Origin of the sequence: Corynebacterium lizhenjunii (assembly GCF_011038655.2) — a bacterium.
GTDB classification, from domain to species: Bacteria; Actinomycetota; Actinomycetes; order Mycobacteriales; family Mycobacteriaceae; genus Corynebacterium; species Corynebacterium lizhenjunii.
On sequence record NZ_CP064954.1, the window covers coordinates 2,074,042 to 2,095,125 of the forward strand.

Consider the following 21,084-nt stretch of genomic DNA (forward strand, 5'->3'; position numbering starts at 1 on the left):
GAGGGGACGCCACAACAGCGTCACCGGCAAGCTTACTCAAAACCGCCAACACACCGCTAAAACCTGACCTAGCTCATGGGCGTGTAATTGAGGGAAAAGCCCGGAAAGTAATCGGCGAAATTACAATCCGGACCTTGTCCTCGCTAGTAGCCAAACTACTCACGGTCTGGGCCCTGAGCCATAAGCCTTTCTCCTACCCCGCAAAGGTGCGGATGAATAGGTAAACGGCGGTGACCACCATGGTGGTAATCACCGCAGGCACGGTGTAGCCCACGACTTCGGAGAACTTGAGCTTGAAGTTGGCCAGGTAGGGCAGGGCAAAGAAGGGGATGAGCAGGTTGGTGATGCCATCGCCCATTTGGTAGGCCTGGAGAACCAGGCCCATGTCCGCACCCAGGTCAAGGGTGGTGGGCACAATGTAGGGTGCTTCGATGATGAACTTGGACCCGCCAGACGGGACGGCGATATTGAGGATGCCGGAGTAGAGGAAGGCAATCACCGGCCAGGTATTCGCGGTGGAAATCGAGGTGAAGAAATTAGAAATCACCACGCCCAGGCCGGTGGTGGAAATCAGGCCAAAGATACCGGCGTAGAAGGGGAACTGCAGGATGAAGCCCCAGGTTCCGCCGATGCCCTCCCGAATCAGCGATGCATAATACTCCGGGCCGTAGTTGGCGCACAGAACAATGCCCAAGGTCAGGAAGAGGAAGTTAAAGGAGTTCAGGTTCAGGCCGGTAACGCCTTGGGCGTAGAGGTTCCACAGGCTATATGCCAGGCCAATACCACCCAGGAGGTACATGAAGAATCGCGAGCCGTTGGCTTTTTCGGCAGGGGTGCCGCGCGGGATGTCCAGCTTTTCGCTGGCGGTGGTGACTTCTTCATAGACGGCATCATCCAGCACGCCCATCTTGGCGGGGTCCTTGGGGTGCATGAAGATGGCAAAGCTCATGGTAATCACCATGCAGATAAACAACAGGGCCACAAAGTCCCAGCGCAGCACGGTCTCCGTCATGGGCACGGCCTCCGGGGTGGCGGCTTGGTAGTCCTCCGGGACCAGGTCCTTCAAATATCCCGGCGTGGCGGAATAGAGCACCGCGGCACCGGAAAGACCTGACGAGGATGGGATGAAGGACATGAACATGGCCGCGACCAATACCGGCGGGTGAATAGGCATACCCTTCGTGCGCGCGTGGGCCAGGATTTCCTTGCCCAGAACAATGGCGGCCATCATGCCCAGGCCCCAGTGCACAAAGCCCAGCAGGCCGGCGGTACCAGCGGCCAGCACAATGGCCTGGGTGCGGTTGCGCGGCAAGCGCGCTACGCGCGAGAGCATTCGCTTCGCCGGCGGGGAGGACGCCACCGCAGAACCGGTAGCCACCAGCACGGTCATCTGCATGGTAAACGCCAGCAGGTTCCAAAACGCCCCCACCCAGGCACCGACTAACGATGTCGCCTCCGGGTCCGGGTCCCACACGGGCGTATCCGTCAGGAAGAAGGCCAGCAGGGCCACCAGGACGGTCAGGAACAGGCAGATAATGAAGGACTCCGGCATCCACTTGATAAACCACGCCAGGTAACGGTCCATGAAGGAGGGGCGTGCGGGGGTGGCGGAGGAGGCATCGGCAGACTGGGCATCGGCAGATTGGGCAGATTGGGCAGACTGGGACGCCGGGGACACCTTCCCGGAAGGGGTATGGGACATGGCAACTCCTTAAACCTCAAGGTCAACTACAAAGGGGGCGGCGGTGGCCGCGGTGAGCTCCTCAAGGCTCACCTCCGGGGCAATCTGGCGCAGCACCAGGCCTTTATCCCCAGCACCGGCGCCATCCACAACGTCGAAAACCGCCAGGTTGGTGATAATGCGGTCCACTACCCCAGCTCCGGTAAGCGGCAAGGTGCACTGGGGAACAATTTTGGACTCCCCATGCTTGGAGGTGTGCTCCATAAGCACCACTACCCGGCGCGCACCGGCAACTAAGTCCATGGCCCCGCCCATGCCTTTGACCAGCTTGCCGGGGATTTGCCAATTAGCCAGGTCCCCGTTGGCCGCGACCTCCATTGCGCCGAGGAAAGACGCGGTCATTTTCCCGCCGCGAATCATGGCAAAGCTGGTGGCGGAGTCAAAAATGGCCGCGCCCGGGACCAAGGTGACGGTCTGCTTGCCGGCGTTGATCAGGTCCGCGTCTTCCTCGCCCTCGTAGGGGTATGGGCCCAGGCCCAGGATGCCGTTTTCAGATTGCAGGGTAATGTTTACCCCTTCCGGCAGGTGGTTGGCCACCAGGGAGGGCAAGCCAATGCCTAGGTTGACGTAGTCGCCATCATTGAGCTCAGCAGCAGCGATGGCGGCCATCTCCTCACGCGTCCAGGCCATCGGTGGCCTCCTTTCGGTTGTCGTCCTTGCGGGCTCTGGTGGTTGCAATCTCAATCTTGGAAGGCGTATCGGTTTTGATTACGTGGCTGACAAACACCGACGGAGTGTGGACATCATCCGGGTCCAGGCCCCCGCGCGGAACAATATGCTCGGCCTCGGCGAAGGTCAGCCTGCCGGACATGGCCACCACGGGGTTGAAGTTGCGGGCAGATAGCCGGTAGCGGAGGTTGCCCGCGGCATCGGCAGTATGTGCGCGCACCAGGCCAATATCCGCGGCAATTGCGCGTTCTTGCAGGTAGGTCTCACCATCAAAGATGGCGGTGGGCTTGCCTTGGGCAATCTCGGTGCCCACACCCGTCTTGGTGTAGAACGCCGCAATGCCCGCCCCGCCTGCGCGCAGGCGCTCCGCCAGCGTTCCTTGGGGCACAAACTCCAGGTCAATGGCGCCTTTGAGGTATTGGGACATGAAGAACTGGTTCTCCCCAATGTAGCTGGCCATAACCTTGGAAATTTGCCCGGCCTCCAACAGCAGGCCTAGGCCCATGCCGTCGAGCCCCAGGTTATTAGACACGATGGTGAGGTCATTTACCCCGGTATCGCGCACGACCTCAATGAGGTCATGCGGGACTCCGCACATGCCAAAACCGCCAACGGCAATGGTCTGGCCGTCTTTGAGCGCGGCCGCCAGGGCTTGCTTGGAATCGTGCTGGGAATCTTGCTGGGATTCTTCCTTGCTCACGCGACGTCCTCCTTATCACTTCATCACTTCGCAGCTGTCCCCATGCAGCTGGCGCATGGGCGTGATAGGAGGTTATCTGTGACCCGGATCTACTTTCTACGGTCTGATTGACGAAGTTTTTTGTAGCGGCCTACAAACTCCAGGGCCCACAGCAGGCCAATCAAGTCATCAACATCCTCCGCATCAAAGCCGGTGAGCTCGGCATACCGCTCCATCCGGTAGCGCACCGTATTGACGTGCACCCGCAGCTCCTGCGCCGCCCGGGGCACATGCCGCCCACAACGCAACCACGCGGCCATGGTCTCTACCAGGACCTCATCAATCCTGCTAATAAACCGGCCCACATAGTCCTCCGTCACCGCATCCTGGGCAAAAATCGCCAGCCGCCAGCCCAGGTCGCGCTGGCTAAAGACCCCCTCCCAGCCCAAAGCCCGGGCCGTAGCAAACACCGCCTTAGCTGAGTCTGCCGATGCCCCCGCCCCCTCCAACCCCATCCCCTTACCCACCGCCACGCACTGGCCGTGGTGCAGGTGGGCCATCCCCGCACTGTCCCCTGCCCGCACCAAGCCCAGGTAGGCCTGGCCCTGCGCGCCGTCGTCGCTAGCCACGCACAACACCCCGGGGATAGGTGCCGCAGCAACAAAAGCATGGTAGGACTGGGTGCGGCTGAGGCCAAGCAGGGCCAAAGAGGCATCGTCAAGCACAGCAGAACCTGCCAAAATAGACCGCAGCGCATGCTCGCGGGCCAGGTGCGCCGAACGATTCTGCGCCTCCTCCAGCTCTGCATACACCGCCACCACCCGGCCCGTAAACGCGTCCGACACCTCCCACAACAACGCCGAAGCCTTAACCAACTCCGCCGAGTCCAACAGCGGCATGCCCAAAGTCAACACATAACTATGAATGACCGAAATAGACGTCCGGAACCCAATAAGCACCTGCTCCACCGGGATGCCCACCTCAAAGCGCTCCCGGGCCGTAATCTGCGCCGCCGCCAGCTCCTGGGGCTTCGGCGCCGCGCCACGCTGCAAGGACTCCACAGCCACGGACAAATTGCGCCGGGTCGAAGCGTCCAGGGCTGCCCGCTCCACCACCGCATATGCCGGCTGCGAGGCGTAGACCTTGTCCGTGGCCTCACGTTCAATGGTGGACATCTGCTGTTGCAGACACCCAATCAGCTTCAGCAATGACGGGGTGGGTTTTTGCGCCAGGCTGTTGCCTTGGGACGACGCGGGGCTTTGCGACGGGTTCGGACTTTGCGGCATGGGATAACGCTCCTTGCTTCGGGCTTCATGGGTGTAATGCGGCCGGCCAGCCGAGCTGACGAACTGGCCACAGCATGCCTGTACTCTCCGCCAGTTAGCATAATGCGGGCAGGTCCCGGAACCATCCACGCACGGAGCCAGCCGCGGCCCTCATGAAAGCCTGTGCATCAATGCAATTCCTTGCGCGGAGCGGATGACGCCAGGGACTGAAAAGTTTGCTGCGAAGGCCTTGCGGATGTGCGTTTCGGTGTTAAACTGTGGGCGACAGTGTGGTCGTCTTGGCGGCCAGGCTGGGAAATGGGGCATCCCCAACTACGGCAATAGTTGAGGATGCCTGGGCCTAGCGGCCCAACAGTAGTAGCGCTGTAATCAGCCCTACTATTTCAGCCGCGAAGAAGATGACTCCGCTCGCCAGCTTGAGGATTGTGTTCCAGCTGGCAGTGGAGTTCTTTTCGCGACCGGGTGTGCGCTTAGAGCGTTTACTCGCAGAGTGCCTGCCCATCGTGCACCGACTCGCTCCCACAAACTTGTCCTCATCAACGCGTGCAACCACACGGTTCAGTGTCAGAGCACAGCTTCGTCGACTTCTCCCCTGGCCCCCGGCACGCCTATTGTCTTTACTTATGCACGATGCTTCTGCTCCCACCGGCGGGTCCACTGCACGCTCCGCCGCAGGTCCTGTCGTATCCACAGCAGGACACCCCACCGCTGAACCTGCTGCCTCCTCCGGTGTACGCCGCGCCATGGAGGTCCGCCATGTAGTGATGTTGGCGTTGGGTGGCGTTATTGGCTCGGGATTGTTCATCAGCTCCGGGTACACAATCACCCAAGCAGGGCCGCTGGGCGCGGTCCTGGCATACGTGATAGGTGCAGCGGTGGCGTGGATGGTCATGGCGTGTATGGGCGAGCTGGCAGTACAGTATCCGCAAGCTGGCGGCTTTCACATTTATGCATACAAGGCCATATCTCCGGCGGCGGGTTTTGCCACAGCGTGGCTGTACTGGCTGTGCTGGGTCGCAGCACTGGGCTCAGAACTCACGGCCTCTGGCCTCTTGATGCAACGCTGGTTCCCCCAAGTAGACGTCTGGGTGTGGTCGCTGATTTTTGCCGCCGCACTTTTTGGGATTAATGCCCTGTCGGTGCGTGGTTTTGGCGAGGCTGAGTTCTGGTTTGCCTTGATCAAGGTCGCGGCCGTGGTGGCACTAATTGTTATCGGCGCGGCGGCAATCATGGGCGTAAGCACGGACTCAGCACCGCTGCTGAGCAACTTCCACACGCCCGATGGATACTTCCCCACCGGCGCCGGCGGGGTACTGATCACCATCCTGGCAGTGTTTTATGCGTTCTCCGGCACGGAACTTATCGCCATTGCCGCAGGCGAGGTCAAGGATCCACAGCGCGCCATCCCCGCAGCTTTGCGCACCACACTGGTGCGTTTGCTGGTGTTCTTTGTGGGCGCGATTGGCGTCATCGCTGCGCTGATTCCGTGGGACGAGCTTCAGCACATCTCCGGAGACGAGTCCGTAGAAAACAGCCCGTTTGTCATCGTCTTTGAGCAAGTGGGCATCCCCTATGCGGCAGACATTATGGCTGCGGTGATTATTGTCGCGCTGCTTTCGGCCGGCAATTCTGGGCTCTACGCGTGCTCGCGCCTGCTGTATTCGATGTCCACAGTAGGCCAGCTCCCAGAGATCTTTGGCCGCACCACAGCCCGTGGGGTACCGCTGTTTGCCATCAGTCTGTCCATCCTGGCTGGTTTAGCAGCGCTGGTGTCCTCAGTACTCTCCCCCGGCGCGGTGTATCTGGCGCTGGTCTCGGTGGCCGGCTTTGCGGTAGTGGCGGTGTGGATAGTCATCGTTATCGCCCAAATGCGCAATCGCTCCCAATACCTCGCCCGCGGCGGTCGGTTGGAAGACCTGGCATTTCGCACCCCGGCCTACCCGGTACTACCCCTAGTAGCCTTGGCTGCGTGCGTGATCTCCCTGGTGGCGGTGGCATTCGACCCGTCCCAGGTAGCTGCCCTCTATTTCGGAATTCCGTTTGTGGGCCTGTGCTACCTGGTGCACTGGCTGATACAGCGGCGCACCCACCGCACCGACCGTTTGGACAGCTAACTCCACAAGATCGACCACGGCGCTGAGAAGAGTTTGGGGGACCACGGTGAGACTTCGGCGGCATCGGCAAGCACAAAGCCAGCCAGGAACTTGTCCCCGAGTAGTTGCCTAAAGAGTTTTAGGGTCTCAAAGTGCTTGGCCCGCGGCGCACCGGTCTTGACCTCAAAGGCGATAACGGAGCCGTCGGCACACTCGACCACGATGTCGACCTCTTTGCCAGTACGGTCGCGCCAGTGGTAGACCTCGTAATCAGTTTCCGCCCAGCCCCGCTGAGCCAACAATTCCTGGACCAGCGCAGCCTCCACAAAGTGCCCAAAGCCAGAACTCGGCTCCTGCGGGTCCAACCACTGCTTGCGCGTACGCCCAGTCAGATACGCCGCCAGTCCAGAGTCATTGACCAGAATTTTTGGCTTAGCCTTTTCGCGCGAGACCAGATTGCGCGACCAAGGTCGAAGCAATTCCACCAGGTAGATGCGTTGCAACACATCGATGTAGCCAGTTATAGAGGTCTCCGGGATGGAGGTCTCACGCGCGAGGGTCGCCTTGACCAGCTCTTGTGCTTGCTGGGCGGCCAACATCCTCAACACAGCCTGCAAGCGCCCTGGGTAGGGAGTATGCCCTTGATCCACAACATCAATACCCACAACGTCTTCTATATACGCTTTAAACCAAGCCCGTCGCTGCTTGTCTTTTAGAGACTGCACCACGGGATAGCCGCCGACTTCCACAAGCTCAGCCATCTCATCGCGGGTGCACGTGTGACTCGGTCGCACACCGGGCCCAATCCGGCCAGTGCGTACGCGGTCTATAAATGTCCCGGCGCCAAGTGTGCCAACCCGCTCAGCCAATGACAGCGGGTACACCTTAATACCGACGGCGCGCCCTGCTAAAGAATCCTTATGCCCCCGTACACGGGCAAAGCCAGACGAACCAGTGAGAATAAACCGTCCGGGCCGCCGGTCCTCGTCAACCGCATTCTTTACAGCCAAGCTCACCTTGGGCACACGCTGAATCTCATCCACCACCACCGTCGCTTCGCGCGGCGACTCAACGAAGAAGTCAGCATCTTCTTCCGCTTGCTCACGGAATTGTTCGCGGTCCAGGGACTTGTACACTGACTCCCGCCCCTCCACCAGCAGCTTGGCCAACGTGGATTTTCCCACCTGTCGCGCGCCCTGAATCTTTAGCACCGGGAACACGTCAAGATGCGCCTCTGCGTCACCAAATAAGCCGCGGGTTACCAGCTCCTTCATTTTTAGCCCCTTTCTATCCCTGAACAGCAAGAATAGGGTAAGCGTCGTAGTTTTGCAGGGCCGCCGTCGTAGTTTTGCAAGTGATCCGTCGTAGTTTTGCAGAGCCGCCGCAGTCGCGCCCGAGCGCAGCACCCCCTCCCGAGCCCACGGGTCCGGTGCGGCCACCACCGTGACGCATATTCTGCACAAACACGACTTCGCGGTATGGATTCAGAGTCCGTTCGCGCAGAAAACGGGTCACGCACCCAATAAAAGCACCGCCGCACGGGAGCGACGCCGCGGAAGCTAGCACCCGGGGCCAGCCGCCGGACCTAACCGCGATCCGCCAGGGCCGCGATCTGCGCGGGAGTAACGCGACAGCACCCGCCCAGGTGAGTGGCCCCGGCGTCGCGAAGTGCAGCGGCGGCCTCGACCAGGCCCATGGCCTGCGGGGAAAGCCGCCGCCAGGTGCGCGCCCGGTGATCCCATTCCTCGCCGCTATTGGGATAGGCCAGCAGCGGCAAGTCAGTGGCGGCGGCGTACTGCCGAATCACAGCAATCGCCGTCTCCGCGCTGCAGCAATTGACCCCCAGCGCGCCCACGCCCGAATCCGCAGCCAGCGCCACCACGCGCTCAACCTGCCGCGGGTCCTGCGCCAGCACGCCGGTAATGCTCAAGGCATAGGGTTTGGGTTGGGCGTCGAGAAGTTCCAGCAGTACAGCGACCTCATCCAGGTTGGGAATGGTCTCTGCCAGCAGAAAGTCGGCGTCAGTGTCCGCCAGTACCCGCACCCGCCGCGCGTGCCACTGCCGCAAGGCTAGTTTGCCGATGCCGTATGCCCCGTCGTAGTCCGTCCCCTCCCCCGGTCCTGCCCCGTAGGGACCGATGGATGCAGCGACCAGCCCGCGGCCTCTGGGCGCAGCGGTGGCGGCAGGGCCGTCGGGCGCAGCGGTGGCAGCCGTGCTGCCGGAGGCGGCGGCATCGGCAGACTGGCGCGCCAGGGCGACACTTCGACGTAGCAGGACCTCAGCCTCCTCGCCAAGAGCCTCGAAGCTGACCTGGTAGGAGCAGGTGGTGGCCACCTGGGCCCCGGCGGCGAAGAAGTCGGCGTGGGCGGCGGCGACCTCGGCGGGGTTATCGCGCAGGATGGCCGCGGACCACAGCGCGCCGCTGATGTCATTGCCACGGGCCTCCAGGTGGGTGCCCAGGCCGCCGTCGAAGAGCAGGGGTATCCGGAAGTCTGCCATGGGGGTACATGCTACCGCGTTCGCTCGTGTCGCTTTGCAAAAAACTTGAAGTGCCCTAGTGTTTCGGGCAGTAAAAACCTCAGTATTCTCTCTCTAAGGAGGTGTGCAGATGACTGCACCCCAGGCAACCGGCCGGGAACCCGAGCAGGCAACCGGGCAAGCAACCAGCCAGCTAGGCTGGCACCGCGTGCTGGATTGGCGCCCGGGCTCCCCGTGGGCGCGCGCGGCAATTGTCCTGCTACTGGTGGCCCCCATCGCCATTGCGGGGACCATGATGTGGGCCATGTGGGACCCCTCAAAGTACCTGCGTAATATCGAGCTCGCCGTGGTCAACCATGACGCCGGGGTAAAAAAGCGCGGCGAGTATACCAATTATGGCGATCAGGTGGTCGAGGGCCTGCTCAAGACTGATTATCTCAATTTTGCAGAAGTCAGCGAGCAAGAAGCCGCCGATGGCCTCACTCGCGGCAAGTACATGCTGGTGGTGACCATTCCGGAGGTCTTTTCCCAGCAGGCCACCAGTTTGACCAGCGATAATCCGGTGCGCCCAGAGATTAATTTTGCCGCCAATGATTACTACGGCACCAATGCGTCTTTTATTACCGCTTCCCTGGTGCCGCAGGTGCAAACGAAGGTCGAAAACGCCATCACCAAGAAGTATGCAGACCAAATCCTCGCTGGCATGGGCCGGATGAGTGACGGCTTAACCGCTGCTGCCGATGGTGCCGGGCGCCTTGATGAAGGCGTGGCCAAGCTGCAAGAAGGCGGGGGCCGGGCGGTGGAGGGCATCGGCAAGCTCGATGATGGTGCCACCCAGCTTGCCGATGGCGCCACCACCCTGGCCGCAGGCACCTCCCGGCTGGGCGGTGGCATAGGCGAACTGAGCGCCGGGGCGGGTAAACTGCGCGACGGGGCCCATGAGCTGGCCAATGGTACAGACCGCCTGGCTGCAGGCACGGGCCAGCTGGCCGATGGCGCCGGGCAAATCAACGCCGGCGTAGCTGAACTAACCGGCAAGCTCATTCCCCTGCTGGAACAAGCCCAGGCCATTGCCCCGCAGCTAGCCCAGGCGGAAAACACCCTGCGCGCTGCTGGCCTACACGCCCAGGCCAACCAGGTCGCGGACCTGCGCGCCAAGCTGGACCCGGCCAGTGGCACCAATATGGTCTCCCAGCTGGGCAGACTGCGCGATGGCACCGCCCAGCTGCACTACAATCTTTCTGACCCCTCTGCGCCCTATCTTTCTGGCGTGCTGGCCCTGCAAAATGGTGCCCACCGCCTGGCAGAAGGCACCGACACCTTGGGGGCTGGCATTGGCCGGCTTGCCGATGGCGCCACCCAGCTCGACGCCGGTGCCCATAAGCTTGCCGATGGCGCCGGGGCCCTGTCCCGAGGCACCGGACAGCTGCGGGCAGGGGGCGCGGAGCTGGCAGGGGGCATCGGCAAGCTCAAGGAAGGCAGCGGTGAGCTATCGACCAAACTGGCCGAGGGCGCGAACAAAGCCCCGCACATTCCGCACCCAGATAAGTCCGCGGAGCAAATGGCGGTGCCAATTAACTTCACCTCCACCAACCTCCACCCGGTCCAAACCGTGGTCAGTGAGACCGACCCCACCGCTAAGCAAATTACCGGCGGTGTATCCATGCTGGCAGTGATGGTATTCGGCTTCTTGTTGATGCTGCTCGTCGCCCTGCTGCTGCCCTACTACTTTGGCCGGATCCCCCCGCGCTCGGCGCTGAGTGTGGCCAGTGCCTGGCTAACCAAGACAGCCGTCAACGCCGCATTGCTGCTGGCCCTGGCCGGGATCTCTGCAGCCGCGGGCTGGTCGCCGCACAAGTGGGGCCTAGTGATAGTTGCCCTGCTGGCCACGGCCGCTGCCGCTACTGCGGTCTACCAGCTCTTCCACGTGATGTTTGGCAGGCTAGCCGGTGGGGCCTTTGCCCTGGGCTTTTATGCGCTGGGGGTGATGGTCTTTGGTGGCGTGTGGCCCATCCTGGCCGTGCCGGCCTTCCTGCGCGCCTTCCACTTTGTCCACCCCATGACGTATGCCAAGGATGCGTTTGTGGTGGCCACCGATGGTCTAGCCGGTGGCTTTGGTGCGGCCGCATTCTGGGGGCCCGTCGGCGCCCTGGTGGCCTTTACCATCATTGCCCTGGGTATTTCTGTGGCCGCACTGCGGGTGCGCGGGCGCGCGGCAGCTTCGGTACAGTAGGGCCACGAGCACTGCGCCAGCTCTAGATGCTGGCCCGCTAGTGCCGCCGATAATGCCGCCCACCCGACTCGAAGGAACCTGCCCGCGCCATGACTAAGTCCCTGCTATTTGCCCTGCCCGAAATTCTGGCGCAGGCCCGGCAGGACGCGGACCGGGCGGTAGAACTCGCGGCGGAGCGCACGGTGGAACTCGCGGCGGAGCGCACGGTGGAACGCACGACAAACAGCGTGGCAGAAGGCGATGAAGCGGAGCCGCCGCGGTCCGCGCACACATCGATTGTGCCGGGCACCATCTTTTGGGGCGATAACCTCACCGCGCTAGCCCAGCTTATCGCCGCAGGCCAAGCGGGGACGGTGGATTGTATCTACATTGACCCGCCCTTTAATTCGGGGGCAAACTATCAGGCGACAGTGACGGTGCGCGCCGCCGGAAAAACGGTGCGCATTGCGCGCCCAGCCTATAGCGATACCTGGAGCGATGGCAGCGCCGGATTCATGGCGATGCTGGCCCCGCGGCTAATACTCATGCATAAGCTCCTTGCTCCCACGGGCACATTATTGCTCCACACAGATTGGCACGTGGGCCATTACGTGCGGGTGCTATTGGATGAGGTCTTCGGCCGCAACAACTTTATCAATGAAATCATCTGGCGTTATGGCAAGATGAGTTTGACCACGCACCGCTTCCCCCAAAATCACGACACTATCTTCGCCTACGGCCGCAGCGCGAACGCCTACTTCCAGCCCCAGGCCGGGGCAGATTCTGAGTATCGCAACCGCTATGCGGGCTGGCTGCGTGATGAACGCTTGTACTGGGCGGACGCCAAGGATTCCCAGGACAAGTTGATTGCCCGGCGCGCCCGCAAGCTTGAGCGCGAACTCGGCCGGCCCTTGATTGACGAGGATGTCTTATTTGATTTCCGCCAAGAGTTTAAACTGCAAGATGATGTCTTTTATGACATTTCAATTATCAAAGGCAATGCCGCCGAGAAGCTGGGCTATGACACCCAAAAGCCCGAGCGTCTACTAGAACGCCTGCTAGAGGCCACCTGCCCGCCCGGTGGATTAGTCGCGGACTTCTTTGGCGGGTCTGGAACCACCGCTGCAGTAGCCCAGCGCACTGGCAGGCGCTGGATCACTGGGGATTCCGGACACAGCGCCGTGGCACTCATGCGCCAGCGCTTAGGCGTGGACGCAACGCAAGTGGTGGAATTAGACACCCCCGCCACCCTGCCCACCGGGGTATTGCACGCCCGCGCCAGCGTGGATGCAGATGGAAATGTGCAGGTAGAACTCCAGTCTTATGTGCTTGACCCCGCTGCGCTGGGCCTCGATGCTACCAACGCGCGCCGCCTAGAAAAAGTCCTGGCAACCGACCCCCTGGCGCTGATTAGCAGCTACAGCGTGCAACCGGTGGCTGCAACGCAACCAGGCAGCAGGCAGGTACGGGTGAGCGCGGTGGACGTCTTTGGGGTGCGCAGCAACACCCTGGTAGACGTTCCCGCCAAGGACTAATTGCCCGCTTGGCCTGCTACCTTTCGCCTGCTATCTTTCGCTTAACCTTTTACCTGCTAGTTTTACGCACACAAAGCCAAGGACTTATCCACGGCACTCAGGTACCAAGAAGACAAACGGAACTCTTGCCGGAATTGCCGATTTCGGGTATTTGGTCGGGGTAGTCTGCATAGGTGGTAGGGGTGTTTCTGGCTAGGTGGTCGGGTCATGATCTGGGTGGTGGTGTGGTCGTCAATTCTGCGGCATCGTGACACGTTTTCATGGCTAAGGAGGCCATGTTCATGGCTGAATTCAAAGAGATCATGGCGATGTGGCTGGAAGGCAAAAGCTATGACGCGATTGCTTCTGCCTTGGGGTGCTCCAATCGCGAAATCCCCTATCGAGCTGGGTCGACAGGCACGGCACTGGCAAAAGGCCTCTACGGAGCCAAACGAATTCCAGCTGAACTTTCCGAGCGCGACGACAGTTGGCCGAGCCAACCACAAGCGTGTGGCGCGAGTGATGAAGAAATGAGGCCTGCACGGCTTCAGCAAGAAGCGCCGTGCGAAAACCACGGTGTCCGCTTCTTCCCGCCGGATATTCCCAGACCTGGTCAAAAGGAGTTTCCGTGCCGATGAGACCAACCATTTGCACGTTGGCGATATCACTTACCTGCCTATCCAAGGAGGAACAAATCTGTATCTCGCGACCGTCATCGACTCTTATTCCCGCAGGTCCGTCGGGTTTTCTATTGCTGACCACATGCACACTGACTCCCGTGGTCAAGACGACCTAACCAAAATCTTTGTTGAAAGAGACGGCCGACTCCCGCCCATCAATTGATCGCAATCGAGTGCAGGCTACTGGCTCAAGGCCCTACCCAACCGAGTCGGAGCAGACTCACTCGTCAGCAGGATCAGCAGCGAGCGCCATATAGAAATTGGGGACTTTGACATGCGCAAGCATCTTGCAACCATCCGCGACAACACGAACACCTAACCCCAAACACCAGCCCGGCCATGCAACGCCGGGGCTGGCAGCCCTACCAACAACCCGGAACACCACCCCGACCAACTTCCCGGAACACCCCTACCAAATACGCGCACTTGGCAGGAATTGCACACAAAGTTGAGAGCAGACCTTCTGTTGGCCCACAGCTCTTCTGTTGGCCCACAGCGAGGCTCGCAGTGACGCGTTTTCTGCGCGCAGGCCCCTTCCCACCCATACCGCGAAGTCATGTTTGTGCAGAATATGCGTCACGGCTAGCCATAGATTTGCTCGATCCGCGGAACGGGTATCACAATTCACGTCAAGGGGTTGGCGCCGGGCAGGCCGGTGCCGGACAAGACGGTGCCGAGCAGGCCGGCGCCGAATAGGCCGACGCCAAATAGGACGGTGCCGGGCGGGGCATCGGCAAGCTACCGGCAAGCAACCGGTAGCTAACAAGCGGCAAGCTAGTGTAAGGCGTCGAGGGCCTGGGTGAAATCAGCAATCAGGTCCTCGATGTCTTCAATGCCAATGGAGATGCGCACCAGGTCAGCCGGGGGAACCAGCTCGGAGCCTTCGGCAGAAATGTGCGTCATGTTCTGCGGGTGCTCGATGAGCGACTCCACACCACCCAGGGACTCTGCCAGGGCCACCAGGCGCGTGTTCAAACACACCTGACGGGCGTGCTCCGGGTTGTGAAAGCGCACGGACATCATGCCACCGAAGCCGCGCATCTGGGCCGCAGCCTGCTCATGGCCGGGGTGCGAGGGCAAACCCGGGTAAAGCACCTGCTTGACCTCCGGGCGCGACTCCAAAAATTCTGCCACAGCCTGGGCGTTTGCGCAGTGGCGGTCCATGCGCACCGCCAGAGTTTTAATGCCACGGGCGGTGAGATAAGCATCAAAAGGCGAGGACACCGCCCCGACATTGCCCTGGAAATAGAGCAGGCGCTCATCCATTTCAGCATCATTGGTAATCACGGCACCACCGAGGACATCCGAGTGTCCGCCCAGGTATTTGGTGGTTGAGTGCAGCACGTGGTCCGCGCCCAGCGCCAGCGGGTTTTGCAAGTACGGGGTGGCAAAAGTGTTATCCACCACCACCGCGGCGTTGCCCTTGATGGCGGCCACTGCGGCAATATCGGTGATATTGGTGGCGGGGTTGGTGGGGGTTTCTAGCCAAATCAATTTGGTGTTTTCGCGGATGGCGGCGGCCACGGCATCAACGTCCGTGGTGTTGATGATGGACAACTCCACGCCCCACGCACCATAGTCATGGTGCAGCAGGCGGTACATGCCGCCATAGGCATCATTGCCCAAAATGACGTGATCACCCGGGCGCAACAGAATGCGCAGCAGAGTATCTACCGCGGCCATGCCGGAAGAAAACACGCGGGCATACTGCGCGCCTTCCAGGGAGGCCAGGGTCTTTTCCAAGGAGCGCACCGTGGGGTTGGCCACGCGGCCGTACTCAAAGCCGCCCCGCAGCTGCGCTAGACCGTCCTGTTCAAAGGTGGTAGACGCGTAGATGGGCACATTGATGGAGCCCATGTGCGGATCCGGATGGTAACCAGCGTGGATGGCGCGGGAGGTAAAGCCCGCAGCGAGGGAGTCCTTCGAATGGGAATTATCCTGAGTGGTGCCAGTCATAACGCAACAGTCTAGACCAAGCGGTCCATTTTTGCGCACCTGGGGCGGATTTATATTCACGCGTAAACTCTGTAAGCGATGAGTATCTCTGACACTATTTTCCTTGCCAGTACCTCTCCCGCTGGCGGTACGGCCGGTACTGCCGCCGATGCCGCTGCCGATGCCGCCGATGCCGTCACCCAATGGTGGCAGGACCCCACAACCCGTGAGTGGCTGCTGGAAAAGCCGGTGGCCATCTCCATCGTGTTGATTATCGCCATGGTGGGACACTGGGCTGCGGTACATGTGATTAACCGGCTGGCCAAGCAAGCCCAAGAGTCTCGCACTGCGCGTAAGTCTGGACCGCTGCCCGCTTTACCGCTTGGCCTGGGCAAGCCGCTGGGGCGCAAGAAGGCGGCTCGCCGGGAGACCCAATCGCAGCAATTGGAGGCCCTGGATAAGGCCCATGAAAACCGTCGGGTCTCTCGCATCAAGACTCTGGCCGGGGTGGCGCGTTCCGCCGTGGCCATCTTCATCTGGGTCTGGGCCGGGGTGACCATCCTGGCCCAGCTAGGAGTCAACGTCGCGCCGCTAATTGCCTCTGCCGGTATTGTGGGCGTGGCCTTGGGCTTTGGCGCACAGTCCCTGGTCAAAGACTTTCTGTCTGGCATCTTTATGCTGCTGGAGGACCAGTACGGCATTGGCGACACGATTGATTTGGGCAACGGCATCTTCGGCGACGTCGAGGATATTACCCTGCGCATTACTACCGTCCGCGACATTGATGGCGCCCTGTGGTACGTGCGCAACGGCGAGATCCTCCAGGTCGCCAACCACACCGATGAGTACTCGATTGCCCGCGTGGAGATCCCCGTGAGCTTGTCTGCAAATGCCCACCAGGCGCACAAGGTCATCGAGCGCGCGGCCCAGACTGGCTGCGAGCATGCCGATGTCACCGAAATGGTGCTCGACGCTCCCGAAATGCTGGGCATGACCAAATTCGATGTCGATTCCGTGATCTACCGCGTCCAGGCCCGCACCCTGCCGGGTTCCCAGTGGGCGGTGCAGCGCTTCCTCCAAGAGCACATCTGGCAGGCTATGCATGATGAGGGCATCCCCACCCCCTACCCGTTTGGAAAAGGAGTAGCACCCCATGACGGTCTATGAGGACATTGGCGGTGAAGCCACCTTCGACCGCCTGGTGGCCGGTTTCTACGCGCAGGTCACCGAAGACGACATCCTGGGCCCCATGTACCCCGCCGATGACCTCGCCGGAGCACAGGAGCGCCTGAAGTGGTTCCTGATCCAATTCTGGGGTGGGCCCACCGATTACCAGGAGCGTCGCGGCCACCCACGGCTGCGCATGCGCCACGCCCACTACCACGTGGACCCGGCAGCCGCGCAGCGCTGGCTGGACCTGATGAACAACTCCTTGGAACAGATTGAGGAAGAGACCATCCCACCGGCGTACCGCCACTTGTTGGTGGACCATTTTGAGCGCGTGGCCGCCATGCTGGTCAACCAGTCCGCCCCACCCGCTGGCGGGGACTACACCCCGCGCTAGCCGAGATCGATGCCAAGGGCCTCTGCCACTGGCTGCGAGCGCAGCTTGCCGCCCTGCGTCATCAGGCCTGGCTCCAGGCCCGGGAAACGCTCGACGGCACCGTCGAATCCCTCCGCCGCCAGGGCACGCACATAAGGCAGCGTGGCCGCACCCAGGGCCCGCGTGGACGTATTTGCCACCGCACCCGGCATGTTGGCCACGCAATAAAACAGGGTCTCACCCACCTTGAAAGTGGGATCATCATGGCTCGTCTTGCGCGAATCCTCAAAGCAACCACCCTGGTCAATGGCAACATCCACCAGCACAGCACCCGGCTTCATAGATTCAACCATCGCTGAGGTGACCAGCTTAGGCGCGGCAGCACCCGGGACGAGGACTGCGCCGATGACCAAGTCGGCATCGGCAAGCTCTGCAGCAAGAGCGGCAGGGGAAGACACCACGGTGCGGACCTGCCCGTGGTAGGTGTCATCAAAGCGCTGCAGCACGTGGGCATCCAGGTCCAGCACGGTGACCTCCGCGCGCAGGCCGTGGGCCATAGCCACTGCCGATGCCCCCACCTGCCCACCGCCGATGACCACCACGCGCGCAGGCCGCGTGCCCGGCACACCAGACAGCAGCACGCCGCGCCCGCCCTGGCGAGAAAGCAAATGGTGGCTGCCCTCCAGCACGGCCAGACGGCCAGCCACCTGAGACATTGGAGTGAGCAACGGCAGCGTGCCGCGACTGTCTGTGACCGTCTCATAAGCCACCGACTGGGTACCGGACTCCAACAGTGCGCGGGTAAGCTCCTCATCCGCCGCCAAGTGCAGGTAGGTAAACAGCAGCAAATCCTCGCGCAGGTAGCCGTACTCGCTGGCCTGGGGCTCCTTGACCTTGATCACCATCTGGGCACCCCAGGCTTCCTCCGCACTGACCAACTGCGCCCCTGCCTCTGCGTACTCCGCGTCCGGGAAAGCGGCGCCAGCACCGGCGCCCTGCTCCACCAGGACCTCATGGCCATCGGCGACCAACGTGGCCACCGCGGCCGGGGTAAGCCCCACCCGGTTTTCGTTATTCATAATCTCTGCAGGTACGCCAATGCGCATGTTTCCTCCTTGGGATCGCAACGGTTGTCGAGTCACTTACCCAGTGTGGCATGAATTGCACCACAATGTCAGAAGTTTATGAATTGTCGTTGCCACTGTGGGGGTTCCTGGCCCCTCCATATATGGCCCACACCGCCAGGCCAAGGGAGAAGATAGCCACGGATTGCACCACGCTCCAGGGTTGCCACCAAGTCTCCGTGTAGGGCTGGATAGGCACAGGGAGCGGGAAGTCTTCGGGGACAACCACGTGCACGGCCGCCACGGCCACCACTGCCCCGAAGCTGGCCATGGTGCCAACGAGCGGGCGGAGGAACGGGACCAACAGCAACGCAATTCCAGCCGCAGTCAAGGTGCCAACTAGGAGGTACTCGCTGCCAGGGATGGTGACTTCAGCGATGTATCCAGCTACCGTCTGGGTACGACGCCACGTTGTGACAAACGCACCAAGCCCCGCTGCCGCCAGGGCTAGCAGCACCACAATGACCGCATGAATCACGGTAGCGCGGCGTGCGCGGCGGCACCCCAAGTCCACAGTGCGCAAACGGGGTACGCAGGTGGCAATCGCAGCAATAGTGGCGAGATAAAGCCACCATTCAGCCAAACCAAAATAGAGATAATCATCCCGGCCTGGCACCGCAAAGGAAAATCCGCCCAAAGCAGATTGCGCGACCGCAGCGCTGAGAATCAACGCCCCGATGGTAAACCACGGAACTGGAATCAATGCCCTCATTGCGGATTCACCCCAAACCATTCCCACTGCGCGGTGCACTCCGCAATCTCCTGGCGATGCTGTGCAATCACGGCATTTATGAACTCCAGAGGAAGCTCCTCAAAGGGATTCGCCGACGGCTGCGAGCTTTCGCCCTCAGCATTTGGGTTTGTGGCAATTCGCCCGGTTGCGTCGCGAACAGGTCCGGCATTCATAATGACCCCAGCTTGGGCCCTCAAGTAACTCTGCAGCGCACTGTTAATGGCGGCAGATTCCGGGCGGGCTTCACTGTCGCATGCTGCAGTATCTACCACAGAGCCGACCATGTGCGCGTCTAGACTACTGTGATGGTCCCACGGGGCGTAGAGCAGTTCAGTTCCCTTCCCTTGCGTGGATCCAAAAAACGGTGTGTACACCACCTGTTCTTGTCCAGCGTTATCTCCCAGGACCGCTAGCGCCCTGTTGACAGCGTCCAGGCTAGGCTGAAGAGCCGCCTCTTGAGCTTGGCTCACGCACACCGTGATATTCGGATTATCGGTTCCATCGCAGACCACGGTAACTGGAGCGACAGGAAGGCTACCAGTGGCTACACCTAATCCCAAGCCTGCAGCTGCAGCAACAAATGGAGCGAATGCCAGGCTTGCAACTGGAGTGAAGGGATCCGACTTCCCGCTGGCAAAGATAACTGCTCCGATAACGGCACATAGTGCCAGCACTAATGTGGCGCCGACCGCCCACAATTTCGCAGGAGCCTCTGTCAGCGTCCGCAGGATTCCCAATCCCCACAGGTACTCAAAAGTCACTGAGTACATGCCTACCAGCAAGCACAAACCGCCTGCGACAACCAGCCGAACAATCACTGGCACTCTGTCGAGGACGCTAGCGACTACAACTCCCACTGCCGTCGCACCAAATATGAACCCCGTTGCATCTATTGCTGAGGACAATGCGAACACGGAGTTCCACGAGTTTTGCGTTACGGCTATGAGCAAGAGGAGCACTACCCCAAGGAGGAAGGAAGCCATAATGCCCAGAACGCTAGCAGCCGCTAAGTAGGCATAGCGGACGACCACCCGATTGCGGCCGGACGGCGCCATGAGCATGCTGTGCGCATTGACACGGTTCAGATGGTACGTCACCCCTAGTGCTGCAAGCACGCCAGCAACCAAGCCAAGTGCGCGGACGGCTGACTCGTAGTCGTCGTACCCCGCCCAGGGCAAACGCAGTAACCGTAGGGCTAACACCACTGAGCAAGCCAAAACGAGGATCCCACTGACCACATGCATCGGATCCAACAACCAAGGGGAGGCTGTTAAGCCAACTGGGCGGAATTGTGATTTTGAGTGGCGGGTACTCATCGTTGCTCACTCCAAGATTCTCCAGCGAGCGGCCCCTGATGAGAAGCAGCACCTCCACGCAGCATTTGCTGGTAAGCCTGCTCCACCGAGGACTCACGCACATCGCCTCCAGCAGGAAGCGCAGCTACAAACTGCTCAAACGAGCCTTCGAAGACCTTTTCACCGGCATTGATCATCACCACGGCAGGATTCAAAAAGCTCACATCCTCCAGTAAATGCGTACTCAACACCACCGTCGCGTTAGTAGCCAGCCGCGCAATCAAATGCCGTATTTCTAGCCTCACCTCTGGATCTAGACCCACCGTAGGCTCATCCAACAACAACACTGACGGTTGGTGGACCATCGCGCACGCAAACCCCACACGCCGCAACTGCCCGCCAGACAAGTCCCCCACCCGCGAACCACGCTTGTCCGCCAACTCCAACCGCTCGAGCACAGAATCAATCACAGAAGCAGCCGAAGCCTTCGGAACCCCGTGCACCCAACACAAGTAGCTCAACACGTCACACACGCGCATTCGCTTCGGCAGATCAATATGCTGCGGAACCACCCCCAATTGGGACCGATACTCTTCAAGACTACTCCGTCCCACAAGGACACCATTAAGAAACAGGCGCCCCTCAGTTGGCACAATGGTAGTGCCGATTATGTTCATCAGCGTCGACTTGCCCGAACCGTTGGGCCCCAATAATGCTGTCGTTCCAGCACCGAAAGAAGTGGAAACCCCCTTCAATGCCTCCACAGTCCGGCCGCCTTTGCCATAACTATGGCGCACATTTTCAACAGAAATCACAACAACCTCCCAGATATAGAAATGAGGAAGCGAGAGCGCACCGCCCACCCATCTGGGCCGGCAACGCGCTCCCGTAGACTTCCACTCATGTATTCAGCTCCACTGACCTCGATGAGTGCGACGTGCCACTGCTAGCACAGTGTGCTGCGCTCCCCGCCCGAGAACCTATTTCCCGTAGAGCTTTCGACTTCGGCATAGTAGATAGCGCGGCCATCACAATGCCCGGACGCGACTTCTGTAGTGTTGCCGCTTCCCCACGCTGTTGCAATAGTTTTATCGGGCCCAA

At 60.9% G+C, this 21,084-nt stretch carries 16 protein-coding genes and 2 pseudogenes; 7 read left to right on the forward strand and 11 right to left on the reverse strand.

All coding sequences use genetic code 11. From position 1 onward, the window contains the following. Nucleotides 1-193: 193 nt before the first annotated feature. From G7Y31_RS09615 to G7Y31_RS09630, 4 genes are all read right to left on the reverse strand, one after another. Entirely contained in the window at nucleotides 194-1,702 is a 1,509-nt protein-coding gene (locus tag G7Y31_RS09615; RefSeq protein WP_196823564.1) for a TIGR00366 family protein, read from the reverse strand. Nucleotides 1,703-1,711: 9 nt separating this feature from the next. After that, nucleotides 1,712-2,371: a 3-oxoacid CoA-transferase subunit B gene (locus tag G7Y31_RS09620; RefSeq protein ID WP_165010091.1), complete on the reverse strand. Its 660-nt coding sequence runs from the start codon at nucleotides 2,369-2,371 to the stop codon at nucleotides 1,712-1,714. Next, entirely contained in the window at nucleotides 2,355-3,110 is a 756-nt protein-coding gene (locus tag G7Y31_RS09625) for a CoA transferase subunit A (protein WP_165010093.1), read from the reverse strand. Before G7Y31_RS09625 ends, G7Y31_RS09620 begins: the two co-directional genes overlap by 17 nt. 89 nt (nucleotides 3,111-3,199) lie before the next feature. After that, entirely contained in the window at nucleotides 3,200-4,375 is a 1,176-nt protein-coding gene (locus tag G7Y31_RS09630; protein ID WP_165010095.1) for a PucR family transcriptional regulator, read from the reverse strand. A gap of 623 nt (nucleotides 4,376-4,998) precedes the next feature. Between G7Y31_RS09630 and G7Y31_RS09635 the strand changes: the two genes are divergently transcribed. Continuing rightward, nucleotides 4,999-6,489, forward strand: coding sequence for an amino acid permease (locus G7Y31_RS09635; RefSeq protein WP_196823565.1), 1,491 nt, complete (start codon nucleotides 4,999-5,001; stop codon nucleotides 6,487-6,489). Here the strand turns inward: G7Y31_RS09635 and G7Y31_RS09640 are convergent. Continuing rightward, on the reverse strand, nucleotides 6,486-7,742 hold the full coding sequence (locus G7Y31_RS09640; RefSeq protein WP_165010099.1) for an ATP-binding protein: 1,257 nt from the start codon (nucleotides 7,740-7,742) through the stop codon (nucleotides 6,486-6,488). The two genes, G7Y31_RS09635 and G7Y31_RS09640, sit on opposite strands and share 4 nt — an antisense overlap. Before the next feature lie 311 nt (nucleotides 7,743-8,053). Beyond that, complete coding sequence (mmuM, locus tag G7Y31_RS09645) at nucleotides 8,054-8,968, reverse strand: homocysteine S-methyltransferase (protein WP_165010101.1); 915 nt, start codon at nucleotides 8,966-8,968, stop codon at nucleotides 8,054-8,056. Between the two features lie 109 nt (nucleotides 8,969-9,077). On the opposite strand from mmuM, the gene G7Y31_RS09650 reads away from it, so the two are divergent. From G7Y31_RS09650 to G7Y31_RS12140, 4 genes and pseudogenes are all read left to right on the forward strand, one after another. Further along, on the forward strand, nucleotides 9,078-11,180 hold the full coding sequence (locus G7Y31_RS09650; protein ID WP_165010103.1) for a YhgE/Pip domain-containing protein: 2,103 nt from the start codon (nucleotides 9,078-9,080) through the stop codon (nucleotides 11,178-11,180). An 89-nt stretch (nucleotides 11,181-11,269) separates the two neighbouring features. Further along, nucleotides 11,270-12,694 carry a DNA methyltransferase gene (locus G7Y31_RS09655; protein ID WP_165010105.1) on the forward strand — a complete coding sequence of 475 codons (1,425 nt, stop codon included), beginning with the start codon at nucleotides 11,270-11,272 and terminating at the stop codon, nucleotides 12,692-12,694. Between the two features lie 413 nt (nucleotides 12,695-13,107). After that, nucleotides 13,108-13,444, forward strand: a pseudogene (locus tag G7Y31_RS11960) (IS3 family transposase); the annotation flags it as partial. Next, nucleotides 13,445-13,672 (forward strand): annotated as a pseudogene (locus G7Y31_RS12140) (ATP-binding protein); the annotation flags it as partial. Nucleotides 13,673-14,127: 455 nt separating this feature from the next. On the opposite strand, the gene G7Y31_RS09665 reads toward G7Y31_RS12140, so the two are convergent. Then, nucleotides 14,128-15,309 carry a cystathionine gamma-synthase gene (locus G7Y31_RS09665; RefSeq protein ID WP_165009692.1) on the reverse strand — a complete coding sequence of 394 codons (1,182 nt, stop codon included), beginning with the start codon at nucleotides 15,307-15,309 and terminating at the stop codon, nucleotides 14,128-14,130. 78 nt (nucleotides 15,310-15,387) lie between these two features. Here G7Y31_RS09665 and G7Y31_RS09670 point away from each other — a divergent pair, with 78 nt between their 5' ends. Together G7Y31_RS09670 and G7Y31_RS09675 are read left to right on the forward strand one after the other, a co-directional pair. After that, nucleotides 15,388-16,455, forward strand: a complete 1,068-nt coding sequence (locus G7Y31_RS09670) for a mechanosensitive ion channel family protein (protein WP_165009690.1) — start codon at nucleotides 15,388-15,390, stop codon at nucleotides 16,453-16,455. Further along, nucleotides 16,442-16,852 (forward strand): globin, encoded by a 411-nt coding sequence (locus G7Y31_RS09675; protein WP_165009688.1) that lies wholly within the window; start codon nucleotides 16,442-16,444, stop codon nucleotides 16,850-16,852. The genes G7Y31_RS09670 and G7Y31_RS09675 overlap by 14 nt, the downstream gene beginning before the upstream one ends. Here G7Y31_RS09675 and ald read toward each other — a convergent pair. From ald to G7Y31_RS09695, 4 genes are all read right to left on the reverse strand, one after another. Next, on the reverse strand, nucleotides 16,849-17,937 hold the full coding sequence (ald, locus tag G7Y31_RS09680) for an alanine dehydrogenase (protein ID WP_165009686.1): 1,089 nt from the start codon (nucleotides 17,935-17,937) through the stop codon (nucleotides 16,849-16,851). The two genes, G7Y31_RS09675 and ald, sit on opposite strands and share 4 nt — an antisense overlap. 76 nt (nucleotides 17,938-18,013) lie before the next feature. Next, entirely contained in the window at nucleotides 18,014-18,667 is a 654-nt protein-coding gene (locus G7Y31_RS09685; RefSeq protein WP_165009684.1) for a hypothetical protein, read from the reverse strand. Continuing rightward, complete coding sequence (locus G7Y31_RS09690) at nucleotides 18,664-19,803, reverse strand: hypothetical protein (RefSeq protein ID WP_165241487.1); 1,140 nt, start codon at nucleotides 19,801-19,803, stop codon at nucleotides 18,664-18,666. The genes G7Y31_RS09685 and G7Y31_RS09690 overlap by 4 nt, the downstream gene beginning before the upstream one ends. A gap of 197 nt (nucleotides 19,804-20,000) precedes the next feature. Next, a complete protein-coding gene (locus G7Y31_RS09695) occupies nucleotides 20,001-20,798 on the reverse strand; it encodes an ABC transporter ATP-binding protein (RefSeq protein WP_165009680.1) in 798 nt (265 codons plus the stop codon). Between the last annotated feature and the right edge of the window lie 286 nt (nucleotides 20,799-21,084).